This is a genomic window from Aurantimonas aggregata (genome assembly GCF_010500835.1).
Classification (GTDB): Bacteria; Pseudomonadota; Alphaproteobacteria; order Rhizobiales; family Rhizobiaceae; genus Aurantimonas; species Aurantimonas aggregata.
Genome location: NZ_JAAAMJ010000001.1, coordinates 864,278 through 883,835, shown reverse-complemented (window position 1 = coordinate 883,835; position 19,558 = coordinate 864,278). Strand labels below are relative to the sequence as shown.

The 19,558-nt window shown below is 67.9% G+C and carries 20 protein-coding genes; 11 read left to right on the top strand and 9 right to left on the bottom strand.

The features are described from left to right. Positions 1–53 precede the first annotated feature (53 nt). From GTW51_RS04120 to GTW51_RS04110, 3 genes are all read right to left on the bottom strand, one after another. Positions 54–887: an SGNH/GDSL hydrolase family protein gene (locus GTW51_RS04120; RefSeq protein ID WP_163042573.1), complete on the bottom strand. Its 834-nt coding sequence runs from the start codon at positions 885–887 to the stop codon at positions 54–56. Beyond that, on the bottom strand, positions 887–2,080 hold the full coding sequence (locus GTW51_RS04115; RefSeq protein ID WP_163042572.1) for a phosphoglycerate kinase: 1,194 nt from the start codon (positions 2,078–2,080) through the stop codon (positions 887–889). The genes GTW51_RS04120 and GTW51_RS04115 overlap by 1 nt, the downstream gene beginning before the upstream one ends. 193 nt (positions 2,081–2,273) lie before the next feature. Further along, complete coding sequence (locus GTW51_RS04110) at positions 2,274–4,085, bottom strand: potassium/proton antiporter (protein ID WP_163042571.1); 1,812 nt, start codon at positions 4,083–4,085, stop codon at positions 2,274–2,276. Between the two features lie 335 nt (positions 4,086–4,420). Here GTW51_RS04110 and GTW51_RS04105 point away from each other — a divergent pair, with 335 nt between their 5' ends. The 3 genes from GTW51_RS04105 to GTW51_RS04095 all read left to right on the top strand — a co-directional run bounded on the left by GTW51_RS04105 (position 4,421) and on the right by GTW51_RS04095 (position 6,909). After that, positions 4,421–4,777: a hypothetical protein gene (locus GTW51_RS04105; protein WP_163042570.1), complete on the top strand. Its 357-nt coding sequence runs from the start codon at positions 4,421–4,423 to the stop codon at positions 4,775–4,777. Positions 4,778–4,844: 67 nt separating this feature from the next. Further along, positions 4,845–5,396, top strand: a complete 552-nt coding sequence (locus GTW51_RS04100; protein ID WP_163042569.1) for a copper chaperone PCu(A)C — start codon at positions 4,845–4,847, stop codon at positions 5,394–5,396. A gap of 145 nt (positions 5,397–5,541) precedes the next feature. After that, a complete protein-coding gene (locus GTW51_RS04095) occupies positions 5,542–6,909 on the top strand; it encodes a PepSY-associated TM helix domain-containing protein (RefSeq protein WP_163042568.1) in 1,368 nt (455 codons plus the stop codon). Between the two features lie 77 nt (positions 6,910–6,986). Here the strand turns inward: GTW51_RS04095 and gap are convergent, their stop codons facing one another. Continuing rightward, entirely contained in the window at positions 6,987–8,006 is a 1,020-nt protein-coding gene (gene gap, locus GTW51_RS04090) for a type I glyceraldehyde-3-phosphate dehydrogenase (RefSeq protein ID WP_163042567.1), read from the bottom strand. A 207-nt stretch (positions 8,007–8,213) separates the two neighbouring features. Beyond that, on the bottom strand, positions 8,214–10,205 hold the full coding sequence (gene tkt, locus GTW51_RS04085) for a transketolase (RefSeq protein ID WP_163042566.1): 1,992 nt from the start codon (positions 10,203–10,205) through the stop codon (positions 8,214–8,216). Positions 10,206–10,407: 202 nt separating this feature from the next. Here tkt and GTW51_RS04080 point away from each other — a divergent pair, with 202 nt between their 5' ends. The 4 genes from GTW51_RS04080 to GTW51_RS04065 all read left to right on the top strand — a co-directional run bounded on the left by GTW51_RS04080 (position 10,408) and on the right by GTW51_RS04065 (position 12,722). Further along, positions 10,408–10,686: a DUF4164 domain-containing protein gene (locus GTW51_RS04080; RefSeq protein ID WP_163042565.1), complete on the top strand. Its 279-nt coding sequence runs from the start codon at positions 10,408–10,410 to the stop codon at positions 10,684–10,686. Between the two features lie 17 nt (positions 10,687–10,703). Further along, the gene (locus GTW51_RS04075) at positions 10,704–11,063 is read left to right on the top strand and encodes a cell division protein ZapA (RefSeq protein ID WP_163042564.1); all 360 of its coding nucleotides are present in this window, start codon (positions 10,704–10,706) and stop codon (positions 11,061–11,063) included. 73 nt (positions 11,064–11,136) lie between these two features. Next, positions 11,137–12,033 (top strand): alpha/beta hydrolase, encoded by an 897-nt coding sequence (locus tag GTW51_RS04070; RefSeq protein ID WP_163042563.1) that lies wholly within the window; start codon positions 11,137–11,139, stop codon positions 12,031–12,033. Further along, the gene (locus tag GTW51_RS04065) at positions 12,030–12,722 is read left to right on the top strand and encodes a GNAT family N-acetyltransferase (RefSeq protein WP_163042562.1); all 693 of its coding nucleotides are present in this window, start codon (positions 12,030–12,032) and stop codon (positions 12,720–12,722) included. Before GTW51_RS04070 ends, GTW51_RS04065 begins: the two co-directional genes overlap by 4 nt. 35 nt (positions 12,723–12,757) lie before the next feature. Here the strand turns inward: GTW51_RS04065 and GTW51_RS04060 are convergent, their stop codons facing one another. Beyond that, positions 12,758–13,207: a hypothetical protein gene (locus GTW51_RS04060; protein ID WP_163042561.1), complete on the bottom strand. Its 450-nt coding sequence runs from the start codon at positions 13,205–13,207 to the stop codon at positions 12,758–12,760. A 258-nt stretch (positions 13,208–13,465) separates the two neighbouring features. On the opposite strand from GTW51_RS04060, the gene GTW51_RS04055 reads away from it, so the two are divergent. Then, complete coding sequence (locus GTW51_RS04055) at positions 13,466–13,729, top strand: hypothetical protein (protein ID WP_163042560.1); 264 nt, start codon at positions 13,466–13,468, stop codon at positions 13,727–13,729. Between the two features lie 54 nt (positions 13,730–13,783). Here GTW51_RS04055 and GTW51_RS04050 read toward each other — a convergent pair whose 3' ends face one another. The 3 genes from GTW51_RS04050 to GTW51_RS04040 form a co-directional block, all read right to left on the bottom strand. Beyond that, complete coding sequence (locus GTW51_RS04050; protein WP_163042559.1) at positions 13,784–14,764, bottom strand: 2-hydroxyacid dehydrogenase; 981 nt, start codon at positions 14,762–14,764, stop codon at positions 13,784–13,786. A gap of 36 nt (positions 14,765–14,800) precedes the next feature. Beyond that, positions 14,801–15,820 carry a substrate-binding domain-containing protein gene (locus GTW51_RS04045; protein ID WP_163042558.1) on the bottom strand — a complete coding sequence of 340 codons (1,020 nt, stop codon included), beginning with the start codon at positions 15,818–15,820 and terminating at the stop codon, positions 14,801–14,803. A 101-nt stretch (positions 15,821–15,921) separates the two neighbouring features. Continuing rightward, complete coding sequence (locus GTW51_RS04040) at positions 15,922–16,386, bottom strand: MarR family winged helix-turn-helix transcriptional regulator (RefSeq protein WP_163042557.1); 465 nt, start codon at positions 16,384–16,386, stop codon at positions 15,922–15,924. Between the two features lie 150 nt (positions 16,387–16,536). On the opposite strand from GTW51_RS04040, the gene GTW51_RS04035 reads away from it, so the two are divergent. From GTW51_RS04035 to GTW51_RS04025, 3 genes are all read left to right on the top strand, one after another. Further along, on the top strand, positions 16,537–17,343 hold the full coding sequence (locus GTW51_RS04035; protein ID WP_163042556.1) for a creatininase family protein: 807 nt from the start codon (positions 16,537–16,539) through the stop codon (positions 17,341–17,343). Positions 17,344–17,421: 78 nt separating this feature from the next. Further along, positions 17,422–18,552, top strand: a complete 1,131-nt coding sequence (locus GTW51_RS04030; RefSeq protein ID WP_163042555.1) for a CobW family GTP-binding protein — start codon at positions 17,422–17,424, stop codon at positions 18,550–18,552. Beyond that, positions 18,552–19,529: a WD40 repeat domain-containing protein gene (locus tag GTW51_RS04025; protein ID WP_163042554.1), complete on the top strand. Its 978-nt coding sequence runs from the start codon at positions 18,552–18,554 to the stop codon at positions 19,527–19,529. The genes GTW51_RS04030 and GTW51_RS04025 overlap by 1 nt, the downstream gene beginning before the upstream one ends. Positions 19,530–19,558: the final 29 nt, after the last annotated feature.

Below are 19,558 nucleotides of genomic sequence, written 5' to 3'. Positions count from 1 at the left end.
AGCGTCGCGGAGTGGCGCCTCGCTGTGCCCATCCTCGATCGCCTGAGCGCCGTTCAGCCGTCGATCATCATCGTTTCGGGGTCGTGGAAGCGCGTCCGGTCGCCGAGGACGTAGTTCACCAGGTGACCCGCGTAGTAGGCATAGCCCGCCACCGAGGCATGGAAGCCGTCCGGGCCGAAGCCGGCCGGCTCGACGCGCGGCAGCGTGGTGGAGACGACGATGCCGCGCTCGGCGCAGAGATTTGCGCCACGCTGGCGGATGATGCGGGCGCGCAGCTCCAGAACGTAGGCGAGGGCCGGCGGCAAAGCCGGCACGCGCTTCAGGTCCACCGGCGGCGACCAGACGATCCGTGCCTCCGGCCATTTGGCCCGGAGTGCATAGAGCAGGCTGCCGAAATTCTTCTTGAACTTGCGGGCACCATGCCAGTTCTTGGCGTCGTTGGTGCCCATCATCAGGACGATGTGGGTGAAGGCTTCGGGGGCGAGATTGGGCACGACATGGTCGCGGACCTCCGCCGAGACGGCGGAGTTGGCGCCGGCGGTGCGCCAGAACACCGAGAGGCCGGTCAGCGCATAGAGCCGTTCCGCAAGCTTCGGCGCAAGGCTATCCTCCATTCGCTCGACGCCGATCCCGGCCGCCGAGGAATCGCCGAGGACCAGCAGTCGGATCGCGGCCTCATCCTTCGTCTCGGTGCCGATGCAGCCGGTGCGCGGGCCGACCGGCGGCAGCAGCCGCTCGATCCGGCGTCGCGTGGCCAGGCCCTGCCAGACATAGACGGGCAGGAGCAGCCAGGAGATGAGGCCGGTCTTGAACGAGGCGGCGAGCCCGCCGGGGTCGAGTTCGCCCCAACTGGCCGGTCCGCCGGAAAACGATGATTCGGGTGGCATCAGGCCTTCAGGACCTCGACGCCGGGGAGGGGCTTGCCCTCCATCCATTCCAGGAAGGCGCCACCGGCCGTCGAGACATAGGTGAAGTCATCCGCGACGCCCGCCTGGTTCAATGCGGCCACCGTGTCACCGCCGCCTGCGACAGAAACGAGCTTGCCCGACTTCGTCAGTTCCGCCGCATGGCGTGCCGCCGCCATGGTCGCCTTGTCGAAGGGCTGGATCTCGAAGGCGCCGAGCGGACCGTTCCAGACCAGCGTCTTCGCCTTGTCGAGCCAGGCAGCCACAGCCGCGACCGAGTCCGGACCCGCATCGAGGATCATGGCATCATGCGGGACGTTGTCCACGGGCACGATGTCGCTGGCGGCGCCCGCCTTGAACTCGCGGGCGACGACGGCATCGACCGGCAGCACGATGGCGCAGCCGGATTCCTTGGCTGCGGCGAGGATCCGGTGCGCGGTATCGGCGAGGTCGTGCTCGCAGAGTGACTTGCCGACGTCCTTGCCTTGCGCCGCGAGGAAAGTGTTGGCCATGCCGCCGCCGATGACCAGCGCATCGACGCGGCCAACGAGGTTCTGCAGGAGGTCGATCTTGGTCGACACCTTGGCGCCGCCGACCACCGCGACGACCGGGCGTTCGGGATCGCCGAGACCCTTCTCCAGGGCTTCCAGTTCGGCCTGCATGGTACGCCCGGCATAGGACGGCAGATGCCGCGCCAGGCCTTCGGTCGAGGCATGGGCACGATGCGCCGCCGAGAAGGCGTCGTTGACGAAGATATCGCCCAGCGAAGCGAGGCGCGCGACGAAGTCCTCGTCATTGGCCTCCTCGCCGGCATGGAAGCGGGTGTTCTCCATCAGGACAACGTTGCCGTCCTCAAGGGCACCGACGATGCCTTCCGCGACGGGGCCGACGCAGTCGTCGGAGAAACCGACCGGCTGGCCGAGCATGTCGGAGAGGATCGGCGCCAGCGGCTCCAGCGACATTTCCGGGTTCGGCTTGCCCTTCGGGCGCCCGAAATGCGCCAGCAGGATGACCCGGCCACCCTTGTCGACGAGTTCCCTGATCGTCGGCAGGATGCGTTCGATCCGCGTCGTGTCGCCGACCTCGCCGTCCTGCATCGGGACGTTCAGGTCGACGCGCAGCAGGATGCGCTTGCCGGCGACGTCGACGTCGTCGAGGGTCTTGAATACTGTCATGCCGTCTCCTCCTCGGGGTCACCGTATCCGCGGGATACGGGTCGTCGGCCAAGCATCGCTTCCGCAATGCCGGCGCTTTCGCCGCTGTCCCGGTGCCCCTCGGACCGACGCCTCACCGTGCCCCAGCGGCGATGTAGCGCGAGAGATCGGCGAAGGGCAATCGCCTTGCTGGCAAACCGCGGCGGCAGCGGTGTTACGGCTTGTCGCCGGCTTCGCGCGAGACCAGCCGCCGACCCACCGTCAGGATCTCCCGCAGATTGAGGAACAGCGGAATCTTGCTGCCGCGGCCGGCCTCCGGCTCCAGCGACAGGCCCGCGGCGACGACGGCGCCGTCGAGGCCGGTCTCGCGGACGATCAGCTCGATCGGGCGCACCGAGACGCGGTCGCCATATTCGGCGCGGCCGCCGAGACGACGGATCATCATGTCCGAGATGGTGACGTTCCTGTCCTCGTCGCTCAGCTTTACGCCGTAGGCGGTGGCGAGCCCGCTGGCGGGGGAGGAGGGATCGACCGAGAACTCGCCGAAGAATTCGGCATCGTCCGCGCCGACCGGGGCGGGGCTGGCGAACAGCCGGTCGAGGAGCCGCGGATAACGCGGCGAGATAAACAGATAGACGTAGTCGCCGGCGCGCAGCCGCCCGGCATACTGGTAGCGCATCGAGATGCCGTCGCGGACCACCAGCGACGGGCGGGCCCAGCGCGGCACGCGCTCGCCGCGGGCGACCGGGCTGTCGGCGACGACGCGGTAGGACAGCAGCTCGTGATTGGCGGTGCCCGGCAGTTCCAGCTCGACCTTTTCGACCGGGCCGATGCGCGGCGGGATGATCAGCCCCAGCCGGCGGGCCAGCAGGCCGATCGTCCAGCCCTGCACCAGCAGCGAAGCGAGGACGATGATGAAGGCGGCGTTGAAGAACAGCCGGGCGTCGTCGAGGCCGCCGATCAGCGGGACGATGGCGAGCAGGATCGACACCGCGCCGCGCAGGCCCACCCAGGAGATGAAGGCTGTCTCGCGCCGCTGGAAGTCGAAGGGCAGGAGACACAGCCAGACGGCCATCGGGCGCGCGACGAAGATCAGGAACGCCGCGAGCGCCACGGCTGGCAGCAGGATCTCGCCGAATTGCGACGGCGTCGCCAGAAGGCCGAGGATCAGGAACATGACGATCTGCGAGAGCCAGGTCAGCCCGTCCTGGAAGCGCTTGAGGCTGGCGGCATGGCGCAGCCCGCTGTTGGCCGCATAGAGGCCGGCGATGTATACGGCGAGGAATCCCGAGCCGCCCAGCGCGCCCGCGACGCCGAAGACCAGCAGCGCCAGCGCCAGGGTGAAGACCGGCAGGAGTCCCCGGTCGATCGCCAGCTTCGCGACCAGCGTCCGAATCAGCCACCCGCCGGCGAAGCCGAAGATGATGCCGAGGCCCATCTGCTGCAGGAAGCCGACCGCCACGTCGACGCCCAGTGCCTCCAGCCCCCCGCCGCTGGCCAGAAGCTCGACGAGCGCGATGGTGAGGAAGATCGCCATCGGGTCGTTGGTCCCGGATTCGATCTCGAGCAGTGAGCGCACGCGCTCGCGAATGGCGATGCCACCGACGCGGAGCAGGAAGAACACCGCGGCTGCGTCCGTCGAGCCGACGATCGCCCCGAGCAGCATGCCCTCGAGCAGTGGCAGGCCGAGCAGCCATGACGCGGCGAAGCCGAACAGCACGGCGGTGAGCAGCACGCCGACGGTGGCCAGCGCGATCGCCGGCACGGCCGCTTGCCGGAACGACGCCAGCGAGGTGCCGAAGCCGGAATCGAACAGGATGATCGCCAGCGCCAGCGAACCGACGAAATAGGCCAGGCCGGCATTGTCGAAGGCGATGCCGATTCCGTCGACGCCGGCGAACAGGCCGATCGACAGGAACAGCAGCAACAGCGGAGCGCCGAAGCGAAAGGCGAGAAGGCTCGAGAAGGCTGCCAGCAGGATGAGGACTGCCGAGACAAGGACAATGACGTAGAGCGATTCGAGCATCGGCGCGGTGCTTGACCCTTCGGTGTTGGGAGGGCGAGCCCGTCGGCTGCCCGGACAGTGACCGCAGCCCCCAAGGCAGATGCTCGCACTATGTCTTTCGATATAGCCGGAACCGCTCGAAAAACTACCGACGTATCGGTTGAAAACCGCCTGAGACCAAGTCGTGGGCGATCGCTCGCGATGCCATCTCGGCGGCTGATCCGCCGGTGCTCCGGCAGGGTTGCCGCCATGCCCGCGTCCCCGGATGACAGCCCTGCGGTTTCACGCTAGATCAGGCGATGCGGATTTTCAGGCTCATACTGGGAGACAGGGTGGCGGGAGCGGGCGCGCTCGTGTTGGCCATTCAGCTTCTGGTGCTGCAGGCCTTCCTCTCCAGCATGACCTGCGGCATGTCGGTCGCCGCGGCATCGCCGGTGATCTGCCACGGTCTCCAGGTCGAAGCCGTCGCCGACGCGCCGGCTCCGCATCGCGATCGCTCCGGCGGCATCTGCCTCGATTGCCCCTGCGGCATCGCCTGCTCGGCGACCGCCGCCGTCCTCGCCGAATTCGCCCCGGAAGAGGGGCTCGGTGCGGCGTTTTCGCTCCTTGCCGGCGCCAGCCCAATCTTGGCCGATGAGGGCGACGCGGACCGGGTCTCGCCGACCCTCGCGCTCGCCCCGGATCCCACGGGACCGCCAGCCTTCTCCATCTGACAGCGTATCCATCGGCCGGCCGCCTATCGCGGCAGGGCCGTGATCCCCGTTCATCTGGAGAATTCCCATGTCGTTTTTCAAGTCGCTGCTCGTCGGCGCTGCCCTGACGGCCCTCGCCACCACCACAGTCACCGCGCACGACTACCAGGTCGCCGACATCCACATCGGCCATCCCTGGGCGCGCGCGACGCCGCCGCAGGCGAAGGTCGCTGGCGCCTATCTTTCCATCGAGAACAACGGCCAGACGCCGGACCGCCTCGTTGGCGGCTCGACCTCTGCGGCGCGGGCGGTGGAGATCCATTCGACCGAGGTCACCGACGGGGTCATGCGCATGCGCCAGGTGACGGATGGCCTGGACATTCCGGCCGGCGAAACCGTCGCGCTCGCCCCGGGCGGGTACCACCTCATGCTGATCGACCCGGTGGAGCCGCTGCAGGATGGCGCCCGCGTGCCGCTGACGCTCGAGTTCGAGACGGCCGGGCCGGTCGAGGTCGAGCTTGCGGTGGAAGCCATGGGCGCGCCCGAGCCGGATCATTCGGCGATGGACCACTCGAGCATGCCGGCCGATGACGTGGCCGTCGATGTCGAGCCGCAGGATGACGGCCACGCCGGCCACTAGGCCGGGCTGATCCGGCCGCCGCGGCTACCGCCCGGCGGCCCTCGCATCCCATGAATTCACGCAGCCCGCGATTTCGGCGGCAGCTTCCGGCTGCCGTGAGGTTGGCCGCTGCCCGTGTCACCCGTTTGTCCAAAGGATTGCAACCATGTCCCGTCTCGTCGCCGGGCAGGCCGAGGACGCCGCGCGTTCTCTCGCCTCGCCCGATCTCTACCGCGCCGTCTGGCGCTGGCATTTCTACGCAGGGCTCTTCGTCCTGCCGTTCCTGATCACCCTGTCGATCACCGGGGCGCTCTATCTCTTCAGGGACGAGATCGACGCCCTCGTCCACGCCGACCTGAAGACGGTCGAGATCCGCCAGGACATCGCGCTCGCTTCGCCTTCCACCATGGTCGCGGCGGCGATCACGGCCCATCCCGGCAGGGCGGTCAAGTACACCGACCCGGCGACACCCGGCAGCTCGGCCGAGATCACCGTCAATGCCGACAGTGGTGAGCGGTTGGCGGTCTATGTCGATCCGTATGATGGCGCGGTGCTGGGCGCGCTGGCCGATCGCGGCACGGTGATGTGGACGGTCCGCTATTTGCACAGCCTGCGCTATTTCGGGCCGGTGGCACGCGGCATCATCGAGATCGCCGGCGGCTGGGTGATCCTGCTCGTCGGGACGGGGATCTTCCTCTGGTGGCCGCGGGGCCAGAAGGGTGGCGTCGTCTCGGTGCGGGGCAGGCCGCGCAATCGGCTGTTCTGGCGCGACGTCCACGCGGTGACCGGCAGCGTCGTCGGCTGCTTCATCGTCTTCCTCGCGGTGACCGGCATGCCGTGGTCGCAGGTCTGGGGCGGCAAGGTCAACGAATGGGCCAACGGCGCCAATTTCGGCTACCCCCCCCGCGTGCGCACCGACGTGCCGATGTCTGGCAGCAAGCTTTCCGACGAGGGGCTGACGGCGTGGTCGATGGAGCAGGCGCAGGTCCCGATGTCACCGGGCGCCGCGGCGGCGACGCAGCCGATCGGCCTCGACCGGGCGGTGGCGATCCTTGACGATCTCGGTCTCAATCGCGGCTATGCCGTCAACATTCCGGGCAAGCCTGAGGGCGTCTACACCGGCTCGGTCTATCCGGACGACCTCTCCCGGCAGCGCGTCGTGCATCTCGACCAGTACACCGGCGAGTCCCTGGTCGACATGAGCTACGCCGATTACGGACCCGGCGGGCGCTGGCTCGAATGGGGGATCAATGTCCACATGGGCCAGCAATACGGGCTGCTCAACCAGCTCCTGCTGCTGGGGGTCTGCGCCGGCAACGTCCTGCTGGCGGTGTCGGCCGGCGTGATGTGGTGGAAGCGACGCCCGAGCGGCTCGATGGGCGTGCCGCCGATGCCGCAGGACCGCCGCGTGTTCCGCGGACTGCTCGCCATCCTCGTTGTCGGCGGTATCATCTTCCCGCTTGTCGGCGCCTCGCTGCTGGTCATGCTGGCGCTCGACCGGGCGATGACCCGGAGGCGGCCGGCGCTGGCCTGATCACGGCGCTGAACGCGAAAGGGGGCCGCCTCGTACAGGCAGCCCCCTTTTCTGGAAGAACGAACGGATCGGTATGGTCAGCTGGCGTTGGCCATCGCGATGGCGGTGTCGGACATGCGGTTCGAGAAGCCCCACTCATTGTCGTACCAGGACAGGATGCGCACGAAATTGCCGTCCATCACCTTGGTCTGGTCCATGTGGAACACCGAGGAATGCGGGTCGTGGTTGAAGTCATGGCTGACATTCGGCGCATCGGTCAGGCCGAGAATGTTCTTCAGCGGGCCGGATTCGACCGCGGCGCGGATTGCCGCCTGCACTTCCTCGACCGTCGTGTCGCGCTTGGCGACGAACTTGAAGTCGACCACCGAAACGTTTGGCGTCGGGACGCGGATGGCGACGCCGTCGAGGCGGCCCTTCAGCTCCGGCAGCACCAGCGCGACCGCCTTGGCGGCGCCGGTCGAGGTCGGGATCATCGACAGGGCGGCGGCGCGGCCACGATAGAGATCCTTGTGCATCGTGTCGAGCGTCGGCTGGTCGCCGGTATAGGAATGGATCGTCGTCATGAAGCCCTTGTCGATGCCGATGGCGTCGTTGAGGACCTTGGCGACCGGCGCGAGGCAGTTGGTGGTGCAGGAGGCATTCGAGACGATCCTGTCGTCCGCCGTCAGGCTCTGGTGGTTGACGCCGTAGACGATGGTCTTCTCGGCGCCGGCCGTACCCGACAGGGGGCCCGAGATCAGCACCTTCTTGGCGCCGGCGTCGAGATGCGCCGAGGCCTTGGCCGGATCGGTGAAGATGCCGGTGCATTCCATCGCCACGTCGACGCCGAGCTCGGCCCAGGGCAGGTTCTTCGGATCACGCTCGGCGGTGACCCGGATCGGGCCGCGACCGACGTCGATCGTCTCGCCGGAGACCGTCACCGTTCCGGGGAAGCGGCCATGCACGGAATCGAAGCGGATCAGATGGGCGTTGGTCTCCACCGGGCCGAGATCGTTGATCGCGACGACCTCGATGTCGGTGCGGCCGGACTCGATGATCGCCCGCAGGACATTGCGCCCGATGCGGCCGAAGCCGTTGATGGCAACGCGAACTGTCATGGATCCGTCTCCTGTGATGGGTGCCCGGTGAGTGAAAACGCCGGTAATCTCGGTCGCCATGGGCTGTACAGTCCCCGGCGGCGCGGATCAACATTCGCGTCGGTCAGCTTTTCTGATGACCGTGATGATTTCCGCTGATGCCGGGAAGGCTGGCGCGGTTCCGGCGGTCGCCGCGATGTGAGCGCCGCCCGGCCGCCAGCGCTACGGTCAGGCTCCGCGGCGGGCTTTCACCGCCTCGACCACAGCCGCGGCGGTGATGCCGAAATGCTCGTAGAGCGCCGGGGCGGGCCCGGATGCGCCGAAGCCGCTCATGCCGACGAAGATGCCGTCGCGGCCGATGAGGCGGTCCCAGCCTTGCCTGATGCCGGCCTCGATGGCGATGCTGAGTGTCGTACCGTCGCCGAGGATCACGTGGCGATATTCCGGGCTCTGCGCCTCGAACAGCTCGAAGCAGGGCACCGACACGACGCGGGTCAGGACGCCCTCGCTCTCCAGTTCCGCCTGCGCGGCAAAGGCGATCTCCACCTCCGAGCCGGTGGCGAAGATCGTCACTTCCGCTTCGCCCGAGGCCGGGCTGATCTCGTAGGCACCGCGAGCGCTGTAATTCTCGTCGTGCTGGTCGAGGCGCAGCGTCGGCAGGTCCTGGCGGCTGAGGGCCAGCACCGAGGGGGCATGGCGCGACTGCAGCGCCAGCTCCCAGCACTCGACCGCTTCCACCGCGTCGGCCGGCCGGAAGACCTGCATCTGCGGGATCGCCCGCAATGCCGCGAGATGCTCGACCGGCTGGTGCGTCGGACCGTCTTCTCCGAGGCCGATCGAATCATGCGTCATCACGTAGATCACGCGCTGCCCCATCAGGGCCGAAAGCCGCATGGCGGCACGGCAGTAGTCTGAGAAGACCAGGAACGTGCCGGAATAGGGGATGAAGCCGCCATGCAGGGCGATGCCGTTCATCACCGCCGCCATGGCGTGTTCGCGGATGCCGTAATGGATGAACCGTCCGGCATAGTCGCCCGGCGCGATCGCCTCCATCTGGCTGGTGCGGGTGTTGTTCGAGCCGGTGAGGTCGGCCGATCCGCCGAGAGTCTCCGGGACGATGGCGTTGATGATTTCGAGCGCCAGTTCGGATGCCTTGCGGGTCGCGATTCTGGGACGCTCCGCGTTGAGCTGGCGCTTCCAGCGATGGATCGCCTGGCCGACGCCGCTCGGCAGGTCGCCGCGGACCCGCCGCAGGAACTCGCCGCGGATTTCGCCATCGACGGTGGCGAAGCGCTTTTCCCACTCCTTGCGCCGGGCGCTGGAGCGAAGCCCGACGAGCCGCCATTTGTCGAGGATGGCCGCCGGCACCTCGAAGGGGCCGTACTCCCAGCCGAGCGCCTTGCGCGCTGCTGCCAGTTCCTCGGTCCCAAGCGGTGACCCGTGCACCCTCGAGGTTCCGGCCTTGCCGGGCGCGCCGTAACCGATCGTGGTCCTGCAGGCGATCAGCGTCGGCCGGTCGCTCGCCCGCGCCGTCTCGATCGACGCGGCGATCGCCTCCTGGTCGTGGCCGTCGCAGGCCAGCGTGTTCCAGCCGCTCGCGGCAAAGCGCGCGGCCTGGTCGGTGGAGTCGGATAAAGAGACCTTGCCGTCGATGGTGATGCCGTTGTCGTCCCAGAGCACGATCAGCTTGTTGAGCTTCAGATGCCCGGCGAGCGACAGCGCCTCCTGGCTGATGCCCTCCATCAGGCAGCCGTCGCCGACCAATGCGTAGGTGGTGTGGTCGACGATGTCGTCGCCGAACCGTGCGTTCATGGCGCGTTCGGCCAAAGCCATGCCGACCGCGTTGGCAAGCCCCTGGCCGAGCGGGCCGGTGGTGGTCTCGATGCCGGCGGCATGGCCGTATTCCGGATGGCCCGCGGTGCGCGCGCCGAGCTGGCGGAAGCGGCGGATCTCCTCGAGATCGATGTCGTCGTAGCCGAGCAGATAAAGCGCGCTGTAGAGCAGCATCGATCCGTGCCCGGCCGACAGCACGAAGCGGTCGCGATCGGGCCATGCCGGCTGCTTCGGATCGAAGGTCAGGAAGCGCGTGAACAGGACGGTCGCGATATCCGCCGCGCCCATCGGAAGCCCGGGATGGCCGGACCCGGCGGCCTCGACCGCGTCGGCGGAAAGGAAGCGGATCGCGTTCGCCATCGAACGCTGCATCTCGGGTGTGGTCATCGGTCCGCTCCATCGGCGGCCACGCTGGCCGGAACGGGCGGCAGACATCACATGCCCTGTGGGGTGTCAACAAACCGGCCCCGGGCGCAGCCCCGCGCTTTTCATCCCTGCCACGAGCCGCTAGAGCTTGGAGAAATGCCGGAACGGCTCTGCCGCTTATGCGGCTGGACCGGTCCGGGACCGACCACAGGGGGACGAAGCCATGCCGCTGGATGATCCGTTCGAAGCGGCGCGCCTGCGCCTTCGAACTGCGATCGAGCGGCTGGAGCACGCCGTCGAGGCCCGGCTCGAACGCGAGACGGTGGTGCAGGGCGCCGAAGTCGAAATCCAGCGCATGACCGCCGACCGGGGCCGGCTGGCGCGCGAGCTCGATGCCGCGCTCGCCCGCAACGAGCGGCTGACGCAAGCCAATCGCGAAGTGTCGCAGCGGCTGGTCGACGCCATGGAACGCGTCCGCGGCGTCCTGGAACAGCACCGGTGAGAGAGTAGGAAATCGCGATGCCGCAAGTCGTGGTCAGCATCGACGGAAAGACCTACCGCATGGCCTGCGGCGAGGGCGAGGAGCCGCATCTGACGGCGCTTGCCGCCGAGGTCGATCGCAAGATCGCGGAACTGCGCGACGGCTTCGGGCAGATCGGCGATCTCCGGCTGACGGTCATGGCGGCGATCACCGCGACGGACGAATTGTTCGAGGCGCGCCGGCGGATCGCCGAGCTCGAAGGCGGCATGGAACAGAAATCGGTCGATACCGGCGAACTCGAGCATGTCCGCCGCCGCGAACGGGAATCCTTCGTCGAAAGCCTCAACGAGACTGCCGCGGCGCTGGAGCGCATCGGCACGCGGCTCGGCTCCGCCTGAGCACCTCCGTCCACCTGGCGGAAGCGCGCCTGCCAAGATTGCTGCGCCGCGACAGCCCGCTATGTCAGCGCCGATGAGACTGTCCCGATTCTTCCCAATCCGACGCCTGAGATCCACGCTCGCGCCCGTTGCCGCTTCGCTGCTCGGCCTGTGGCTCGCCGGCTGCGCGGCAGCGCTGAACGCCGCCACCAGCGAAGCGGGTTACGAGCGCATCGCTGACCTGCGCTACCAGGACGGCGAACGGGGCACCTACGACCTCTACGTCCCGGACGGCGCGGGCAGCGACACGCCGCTCGTCGTGTTCATCCACGGCGGCAGCTGGGCTGACGGGTCGAAGGACATCTATCCGTTTCTTGGCCAGGCGCTGGCCAGCGAAGGCATCATCGTCGCCATCCCGAACTACCGCCTCTATCCGGCAGTGCGGTTTCCCGGCTTCATCGAGGATGCCGCGACAGCGACGGCGACGATCGCCCGCGACCTCGAGGGCGGCGACCACGGCGTCCCGGCCGGGCAGCGGAAGGTGTTTCTCATGGGGCATTCGGCCGGTGCACAGATCGCCGGGCTGCTGGCCACCGACGAACGCTGGCTGGCACGGGAGTCGTTTCCGGCAAGCGGGCTCGCCGGCTTCATCGGCCTCGCCGGACCCTACGACTTCCTGCCGCTGACCGAGGTACGCTACCGGCAGGTGTTTCCCGCCGAAACGCGGGCAGAATCGCAGCCGGTCGCCTTCGTCGACGGTGGCGAGCCGCCCATGCTGCTGATCGCCGGCGAGGCGGACACGGTCGTCGATCCGAAGAACACGCGCTCGCTGGCTGCAAAAGCACGAGCGCAAGGCGTTTCAGTGGAGGAAATCATGGTTCCCGGCGTCACCCACACGGGCGCGATCACGGCTTTCGCGACGGCCATCCCGTTCCAGGAAGACGTGATCCCGGCCGGGACCATCGGCTTCATCCGGCGGCACGCCCGATGAGCCGGGCCCAGACCGATCTCGCCGGTTTTGCACCACGCGCGCTGCCGGGGACCGAGCCGATCGAGGGAAGCGCCGTCCGGATCGAGCCGTTCACCGACGAGCGGCGCTTCGATGAACTGTACGATGGTTATACCACGGACCAAAGCGGTCGGATCTTCGAGTTCATGGCCTTTGGCCCGTTCGTCGACCGCGAAAGCTTCCGCAGCTTTGCCGCGCGGACCTATCTGGGCGACACGATGCGGTTCCACGCGCTGGTGCCGGCCTCGACGGGCAAAGCCAGCGGCGTCGCGGCGCTGATGCGGGCGGATCCGGCGAATGGCGTCATCGAAATCGGTCATATCTGCCTGGCGCCGTCGCTGCAGCAGACCGTGTCATCGACCGAGGGGCTGTTCCTGATCATGCGCCGGGCCTTCGACCTCGGCTACCGGCGGCTCGAATGGAAGTGCGATGATCGCAACCTGCCGTCGCGCCGCGCCGCCGAGCGGTTCGGGTTTCGCTACGAGGGCACGTTCCGCCAGCACATGATCGTCAAGGGCCGCAACCGCGACACGGCTTGGTTCTCGATCGTCGACAGCGAGTGGCCAGCCTTGCAGGCGAGCTTCGAGGCGTGGCTCGATCCGGCCAATTTCGATGCAGCCGGCCGGCAGATTCGGCGGCTGGAAGATGTGCGGGCGGCTATGGCCATTTGACCGGCGTCACTGGGCAGGCCGAAGCCGGTTCTGCCTCAGCCTCGCGCGGGAACGATCGTCATCATCGTGTCGATCGGATAGATCGACTCGAAGAGCACGCCGTCGCCGGGCATGAAGCGCAGGACCATGCGGCCGTCGGTGTCGGCCATCTCCAGCGCGCCATCGTCGCCCGAGCGCCACTGCGACACCTGCCGGAGTTCCGGGGAGCTGACGCAATCGGGGCCGAGCGGAGCCGGGGTGTAATAGGATGGCAGCGCATCGGGCCGCGCCATCTTGCAGTTCGCCCCGCTGCGCAGGTCGATCAGCCGGATCGCGCTCGAGCGCTGGTCGCTCGGCGCAGCCGGGCCGATGCCGGCGGTGCGAATCCGGTCGACTTTCGATTCCTCGGTGCCGATTTCGGCGACGACCGCATGCGTGCTCTCGATATAGAAGATGAGCGCTGCACCTGCGATTCCAGCGCCGACTACCGTTGCGGCGAAATTCATGACGAACACTCCAAGCATCGTTCGTCCGCATTAACGACCAATAGGCTTAACCGAAGGTTGACGCGGGAAAGAAATTTTAGGGATTTACCAATCCGGCCAAGCTCTTGCTGGATTGCTGCGGCGCACTAGTGCGTTCGCTTCCAGCCTTGCCGGGCCTGGACTTCGCTTCCAGCCGGAATGGATGACAAGCGATCCAGTCGCGCCTAAGGTCCGGCCGCTCGGTCATCCCGACCGTGCCTGTCGCGACGAGGTCCATCCATGCCAAGGCTCCTGCTCGCTACGCTCCTGTCTGCTTCCGTCATCTCAGGCGCCGCTCACGCGCAAGCGCCCGCCTGCGCCGCTGCGCTCCCGGCCGAGGCGAAACTGATCTACGACACTGTCGCTGCCGCACCGGCCACCGGTTCGCTGCGCGACCGCGTCACAACGGCGACCAAATCGCTCGTCGCGGCCGGCCAGGTCGGGCGCATGTCGGCGCGCTCCTCCGCCACGGCGGCGGGCGAGTGCCTGAAGCAAGCCGGGTAAGTTCGAAAAGAGTACCGCGCCGGCCGGGATGACCCGGCCGGCGCGGCGACTGCCTCAGGCGCTGCGCGCCAGGCCTGCCTCGACCGATTCCGTCACCGGCGTCAGCGGCTTCTCGCCCTGGAACCACGCCTTGAGGTTGTTGATGACGAGTTCGCCCATGGCGCGCCGCGTGTGGCGCGATGCGGAGGCGACATGCGGCAGCAGCACCGCGTTGGGCAGGGCGATCAGCGCTGCCGGCACATGCGGCTCCTTGTCGAAGACGTCGAGACCCGCCGCACGGATCGTGCCGTCCTTGAGCGCCTCGATCAGCGCCGGCTCGTCGACCGTCGAGCCACGCCCGATATTGATGAAGATGCCGTCGGGGCCGAGCGCCTTGAGGACGGCGGCGTTGACCGCCTTTTCCGTGGAAGCACCGCCGGGCGCGGCGATGATCAAAGTGTCGACGGCGGCAGCAAGGCTCTCGAGCGTCGCGTGATAGGGATAGTCGACATCGTCCCGCTCCGAGCGGTTGTGATAGGCGATCTTCACGCCGAAGCCTTCGAGACGACGCGCGATCGCCAGGCCGATGCGGCCGAGGCCCATGATGCCGGCCGTGCGGCCCTGCAGCGTCGCGCCGGTCAGCGGATAGTTGCCCTTGCTCTCCCAGAGACCGGCGCGCAGATGCTGCTCGGCCGCGCCGAGTTCGCGGACGGTCATCAGCAGCAGACCGAGCGCAGTGTCGGCGACTTCCTCGGTCAGGACGTCCGGGGTGTTGGTGACGACGATCTTGCGCGCGGTTGCAGCCTTCGTATCGACCGCATCATAGCCGACGCCGAAATTGGCGATGATCTCGAGCTTCGGCAGCATGTCCATGGTGGCGCCGTCGATCGGGCCCATCTGGGCGATGCCGCGGATGCTGTCGCGCCGCTCCGCAGAGAGCCGCGAGAGGTCGCGATCCTCGACATGCTCGACGTCGAAGGTCTGCTTCAGCGTCTCGAGCGTGTCCGGGTTCAGCCGGCCGGGGACCAGAATGGTCAAGGATGCGAAGTCGGTCATGGGTTTCCTTCCCTTAAGATGATGTCGGCCCGGCCATCATGACGGCCAGGCATATTCGCTGGATTGCCGGATCTTGAGCTCCGGGCGGATAAGGACGGTCTCGTCGATGGCGGGCTCGCCGCGGAGGCGATCGAGCAGCGCGCCGGCGGCGCGGCGGCCGACCTCGCGCTGGCCGTTCGACACGGTGGAGAGCGACGGCATGGCGATCGCCGCCTCGTCGATGTCGTCATAGCCGGTGACGGCGATGTCGATGCCGGGCCGCAGCCCGGCGCGCGACAAGCCGTACATCAGGCCGAGCGCCACGAGGTCGGAAAAGCAGACGATGGCGGTCGGGCGCGGCTCGATCGCGAGCACGGTCGCCGTCGCGTCGAAGCCGGAATGGCGGTTGCGGGGTCCCTCGACCCGCCATTCCGGTCGGAAGGCAATTTTGGCCCGCTCCAGCGCGGCGAGATAGCCCGCTTCGCGGTCACGCCCGGTGGACGTCATCGCCGTGCCGCCGACCATCGCGATCTCACGGTGACCGCGCTCGATCAGGTGGTCGACCGCCAGACCCATGCCATAGGAATCGTCACCGCGAAATCCGCGGACGCCGGAGCCCTCGACCGTTCGGGCGATCAGCGTCACCGGCAATTCGTTGTCCTCGGCGAGGCGGATGTCGGCGGCGGGTGTTCCGAGCGCCGGCGACAGGATCAGCCCGTCGGCGCCGAGTTGCAGCAGCGTGTCGACGAAGGAGCGCTGCTTGGACAGGTCGTCATGGTGGTTGCAGAGAATGAACGTCTGGCGCTGGCGATCGAGTTCTTCCTCGACCGCCATCAGGATCTCGCCGAAGAACGGGTTCATGATGTCGTGCACGCAGACGCCGACGATGCCGGACTTGGAGGTCCGCAGCGAGGCGGCGCGGCGATTGTAGATATAGCCGAAGTCGCGTGCCGCCTCCTTGATGCGCTCGCGCGTCACCTCGGCCACGAGCGGGCTGTCGCGCAAAGCGAGGGAGACGGTCGCCGTCGACACGCCCAGCGCGTCCGCGATCGTCGAGAGTTTGACCTTCTGCGCCACCTAGACTCGTTCGGTTCTGTTCATGCGGATGCCCGGCCGATCTATGGCAAAGACGGCCCGGCGGGGAAAGGCCGCCGGGCAGCAGGGCAGGGATTGATGGCCTATTCCTCGTCCGGAACCATCGCGGGGAGGGGCGTGCCGTCGAGATTGGCGGTGACGCGCTGCAGCAGTTTGCGCATCAGCTTGCGCTCCTTGTTGGAAAACCCCTTGAGGGCGCGCCGCTCGACGGCCTTCTGCGTGCTGCGCACCGCGTCGACGATGGCGAGGCCCTTTTCGGTAAGGTGGGCGTGGCTCTGGCGGGCGTCGCTGTCGGAGTTGCGCTTCTCGACCAGCCCCTGGCTGCCGAGCCGGGCGACGGTCTTGGTGATGGTCGGCGGCCGCACCGCGAGGCGCTCGGCAAGATCGCGCAGGGCGATCCCATCCTCCTCGCCGATCGCCAGCAGGACCGCATCCTGGCCGGGATAGAGTTCGAGCGAGGTCAGCCGCTGCGACAGCGCCGTGCGGGCCGCCCGGCCGGCGAGGCTCAGATGGGCGGTGACGAACTGCTTCTTCTTCTTGACAGCCATCGACGTTCCACCCGATTGCGCGGGACCGAGAGGGTCACCGCCATTTTGCAAGGCAAAATGACGTGAGGCGGCTATGTTGTCCACCTTGCCGGCGCCGCGAGGTTTCGCTGCGCCGGCGTAGCGTCAGAGCAGGCAGGAGGAGGCGCGCGCATGCGGCCGATCTACGAGGAGATGACCAGCGCCGAGCTCGCCGCCGAGCGGGGATCTCTGTCCGACGCGGTGGCCGTCATCCCCATCGCCGCCGTGGAGCAGCATGGGGCGCATCTGCCGCTCGGCACCGACGCCATCCTCTCCGACGAAATGGTCGCGCTGGTTCTGTCGATGCTGCCCCAGGATCGTCCGGTGACGTTCCTGTCGACGCTGCGAATCGGCAAGTCGACCGAGCACGCCGATTGTGCCGGCACGCTGAGCCACGACTGGCGAACGGCGACAGCGGCGCTGATCGAGATCGGCGCGGGGCTCGCCGCCAGCGGCTTTCGGCGCTTGGTGATCGTCAACGCCCATGGCGGCAACACGCCGATCATGGATACGGCGGCGCTCGAGCTGCGGCGGGCGCACGGGCTGATGGTGGCCACCTGCTCGTGGCTGCGCTTCGGCTATCCGGACGGGCTGCTGCCGCCGGAAGAGATCGCTACCGGCATCCATGGCGGGGCGGTGGAGACGTCGCTGATGCTGCATTTCCGGCCGGAGCTGGTCCGCAGCGAGGCGATCGGGGCTTTCCCGTCGCTGCAGGACACACTGTCAACCGAGGCGATGCACCTGCGGGCGCACGGAAGGCTCGGCTTCGGCTGGATGGCGCGCGACCTCAATCCGGCCGGCGTCGTCGGCGACGCACGGCTGGCGACGGCGGATATCGGCGCCGCCATCGCCGCGCATCAGGCGGCTTCGTTCCTCGCCTTTCTCGACGATGTGCTGGCCTTCGACCTCGATCGGCTGGCGCCTGGAGAGCGAAACTAGCGATCAGCCGTCATTGGACCCCGTGCATTCGCCGGAGCATGGTCCTATATGCTGCCCGTCCCAAGACGGAGGCTTTTCATGTCCGACACTGCCAGCCCGACCCTCGATCAGATCCCGGTCACCGTGCTGACCGGCTATCTCGGTTCCGGCAAGACGACGCTGCTCAACCGCATCCTGTCCGAGGACCATGGCAAGCGCTACGCCGTCATCGTCAACGAGTTCGGCGAGATCGGCATCGACAACGACCTGATCGTGGAATCCGACGAGGAAATCTACGAGATGAACAATGGCTGCGTCTGCTGCACGGTGCGCGGCGACCTGGTCCGGGTGGTCGAGGGCCTGACCCGTCGCAAGGGCCGGTTCGACGCGATCATCGTCGAGACGACCGGCCTCGCCGACCCGGTGCCGGTGGCGCAGACCTTCTTCATGGACGAGGACGTGCGGGCCAAGACCCGGCTCGACGCGGTCGTGGCCCTGGTCGATGCCAAGCACCTGCCGCTGCGGCTGAAGGATTCGCGCGAGGCGGAAGACCAGATCGCCTTCGCCGACGTCGTCCTCCTCAACAAGACCGATCTTGTCACCGAAGCGGAGCTCGCCAAGATCGAGGCGACGGTGCGCGCCATCAACCCCTACGCCGTTATCCACCGCACCGAGCGCGCCGCCATCGACCTGAAGCGCGTCCTCGGCCAGCGGGCCTTCGACCTGAAGCGGGTGCTCGACGCCGATCCCGAGTTTCTCGAGGAAGCCGAAAAGGCGCATGACGACCATGTCTGCGGTCCCGACTGCGACCATGATCACGGGCACGACCACCACGGGCATGACCACCACGGCCACGATCATCACGGCCATGACCATCATGGGCACGATCACGATCATGGCCCGGCGGCGATCCACGACGTCACGGTGACGTCCGTCTCGCTGCGCGGCGGCGAGGTCGACCCGAAGAAGTTCTTCCCATGGATCCAGGCGCTCACCCAGGAGCAGGGCCCGAACATCCTGCGGCTGAAGGGCATCATCGCGATCGCCGAAGATCCGGACCGCTACGTGGTGCAGGGCGTCCACATGATCGTCGAGGGCGACCACCAGCGCCCGTGGCGCGCTGACGAGAAACGCGAGAGCCGGCTGGTCTTCATCGGCCGCGAGCTCGATGCCGAGGCGCTCTCGGCTGAGTTCGAGGCCTGTGCGGCGCGGCAGCGGGCCGACGCCTGATGCCGTCCATCGCGGCTTATGAGTTCGCCGATTTCGTCCAGACCGCCGCCTTCCTGAAGGACCAGCCGGTCTTCGCCCTCGCCGACGGCACAGTCCGCTTTCCGGCGGGCGGCGAGCGCTCGGTCGTCGCGCATGAAGGCGGGCTGCTCTCGGCCCGCCTCGACATGGATGGGGCGCGGCTGCTCTCCGGCGGTGAGGACGGCCGCGTGGTCGCCATCACGTCCGGCGGGCAGGCCGAGGAACTGGCGTCGATCGGCTCGAAGTGGGTCGGCGCCGTCGCTGGCGGGCCGAGGGGCGCCGTCGGCTTTGCCTCCGGACGCAATGCCTATGTCCGCCTCCCGGACGGAACGCTCAAGACCGTTCCCCATGCCCGCACGGTCGAGGACATCGCCTTCGCGCCGAAAGGCCTGCGGGCCGCGACGGCGCATTACGACGGCGCCTCGCTGTTCTTCCCCGCCACCGGAGCCGAGCCGGTATCGCTGGAGTGGAAGGGTGCCCATCTCGGCGTCCTCTTCTCCCCGGACGGGCGCTTCCTCGTCACGCTGATGCAGGAGAATGCGCTGCACGGCTGGCGGGTCGAGGACGGCAAGCACATGAAGATGACCGGCTATCCGGGCAAGGTGAAGGACTGGTCGTTCTCCGCCAAGGGCAAGTTCCTGGCGACCAGCGGCGCGCCGGCCGCGATTCTTTGGCCGTTCTCGGGCCGTGACGGCCCGATGGGCAAGGCACCGCTGGAGCTCGGCACACGCGGCGATACCATGGTCACCGCCGTCGCCTGCCATCCGAGCGAGGACATGGTGGCCATCGGCTATCAGGACGGCATGATCCTCGCGGTCCGCTTCGCCGACGCCAAGGAAGCGCTGCTGCGGCGAGGCGGCACCGGGCCCGTGCGGACCATGGGCTGGGATGCGAAGGGACGGCTGCTCGCCTTTGGCAGCGAATCCGGCGAGGCCGGCGTCGTCGACATTTCCGGTTGAGCGTCAGCGAGGGGCGGTCAGCCGCCGCC

Excerpts from the sequence above, each read along its gene's own strand:
- GTW51_RS04115 (WP_163042572.1), bottom strand. The coding sequence starts at position 2,080 with ATGACAGTATTCAAGACCCTCGACGACGTCGACGTCGCCGGCAAGCGC.
- gap (WP_163042567.1), bottom strand. The coding sequence starts at position 8,006 with ATGACAGTTCGCGTTGCCATCAACGGCTTCGGCCGCATCGGGCGCAAT.
- GTW51_RS04100 (WP_163042569.1), top strand. The coding sequence starts at position 4,845 with ATGTCGTTTTTCAAGTCGCTGCTCGTCGGCGCTGCCCTGACGGCCCTC.
- GTW51_RS04075 (WP_163042564.1), top strand. The coding sequence starts at position 10,704 with ATGCCGCAAGTCGTGGTCAGCATCGACGGAAAGACCTACCGCATGGCC.
- GTW51_RS04040 (WP_163042557.1), bottom strand. The coding sequence starts at position 16,386 with ATGGCTGTCAAGAAGAAGAAGCAGTTCGTCACCGCCCATCTGAGCCTC.
- GTW51_RS04070 (WP_163042563.1), top strand. The coding sequence starts at position 11,137 with ATGAGACTGTCCCGATTCTTCCCAATCCGACGCCTGAGATCCACGCTC.
- GTW51_RS04025 (WP_163042554.1), top strand. The coding sequence starts at position 18,552 with ATGCCGTCCATCGCGGCTTATGAGTTCGCCGATTTCGTCCAGACCGCC.
- GTW51_RS04035 (WP_163042556.1), top strand. The coding sequence starts at position 16,537 with ATGCGGCCGATCTACGAGGAGATGACCAGCGCCGAGCTCGCCGCCGAG.
- GTW51_RS04060 (WP_163042561.1), bottom strand. The coding sequence starts at position 13,207 with ATGAATTTCGCCGCAACGGTAGTCGGCGCTGGAATCGCAGGTGCAGCG.
- GTW51_RS04055 (WP_163042560.1), top strand. The coding sequence starts at position 13,466 with ATGCCAAGGCTCCTGCTCGCTACGCTCCTGTCTGCTTCCGTCATCTCA.
- GTW51_RS04080 (WP_163042565.1), top strand. The coding sequence starts at position 10,408 with ATGCCGCTGGATGATCCGTTCGAAGCGGCGCGCCTGCGCCTTCGAACT.
- tkt (WP_163042566.1), bottom strand. The coding sequence starts at position 10,205 with ATGACCACACCCGAGATGCAGCGTTCGATGGCGAACGCGATCCGCTTC.
- GTW51_RS04110 (WP_163042571.1), bottom strand. The coding sequence starts at position 4,085 with ATGCTCGAATCGCTCTACGTCATTGTCCTTGTCTCGGCAGTCCTCATC.
- GTW51_RS04065 (WP_163042562.1), top strand. The coding sequence starts at position 12,030 with ATGAGCCGGGCCCAGACCGATCTCGCCGGTTTTGCACCACGCGCGCTG.
- GTW51_RS04095 (WP_163042568.1), top strand. The coding sequence starts at position 5,542 with ATGTCCCGTCTCGTCGCCGGGCAGGCCGAGGACGCCGCGCGTTCTCTC.
- GTW51_RS04050 (WP_163042559.1), bottom strand. The coding sequence starts at position 14,764 with ATGACCGACTTCGCATCCTTGACCATTCTGGTCCCCGGCCGGCTGAAC.
- GTW51_RS04030 (WP_163042555.1), top strand. The coding sequence starts at position 17,422 with ATGTCCGACACTGCCAGCCCGACCCTCGATCAGATCCCGGTCACCGTG.
- GTW51_RS04120 (WP_163042573.1), bottom strand. The coding sequence starts at position 887 with ATGCCACCCGAATCATCGTTTTCCGGCGGACCGGCCAGTTGGGGCGAA.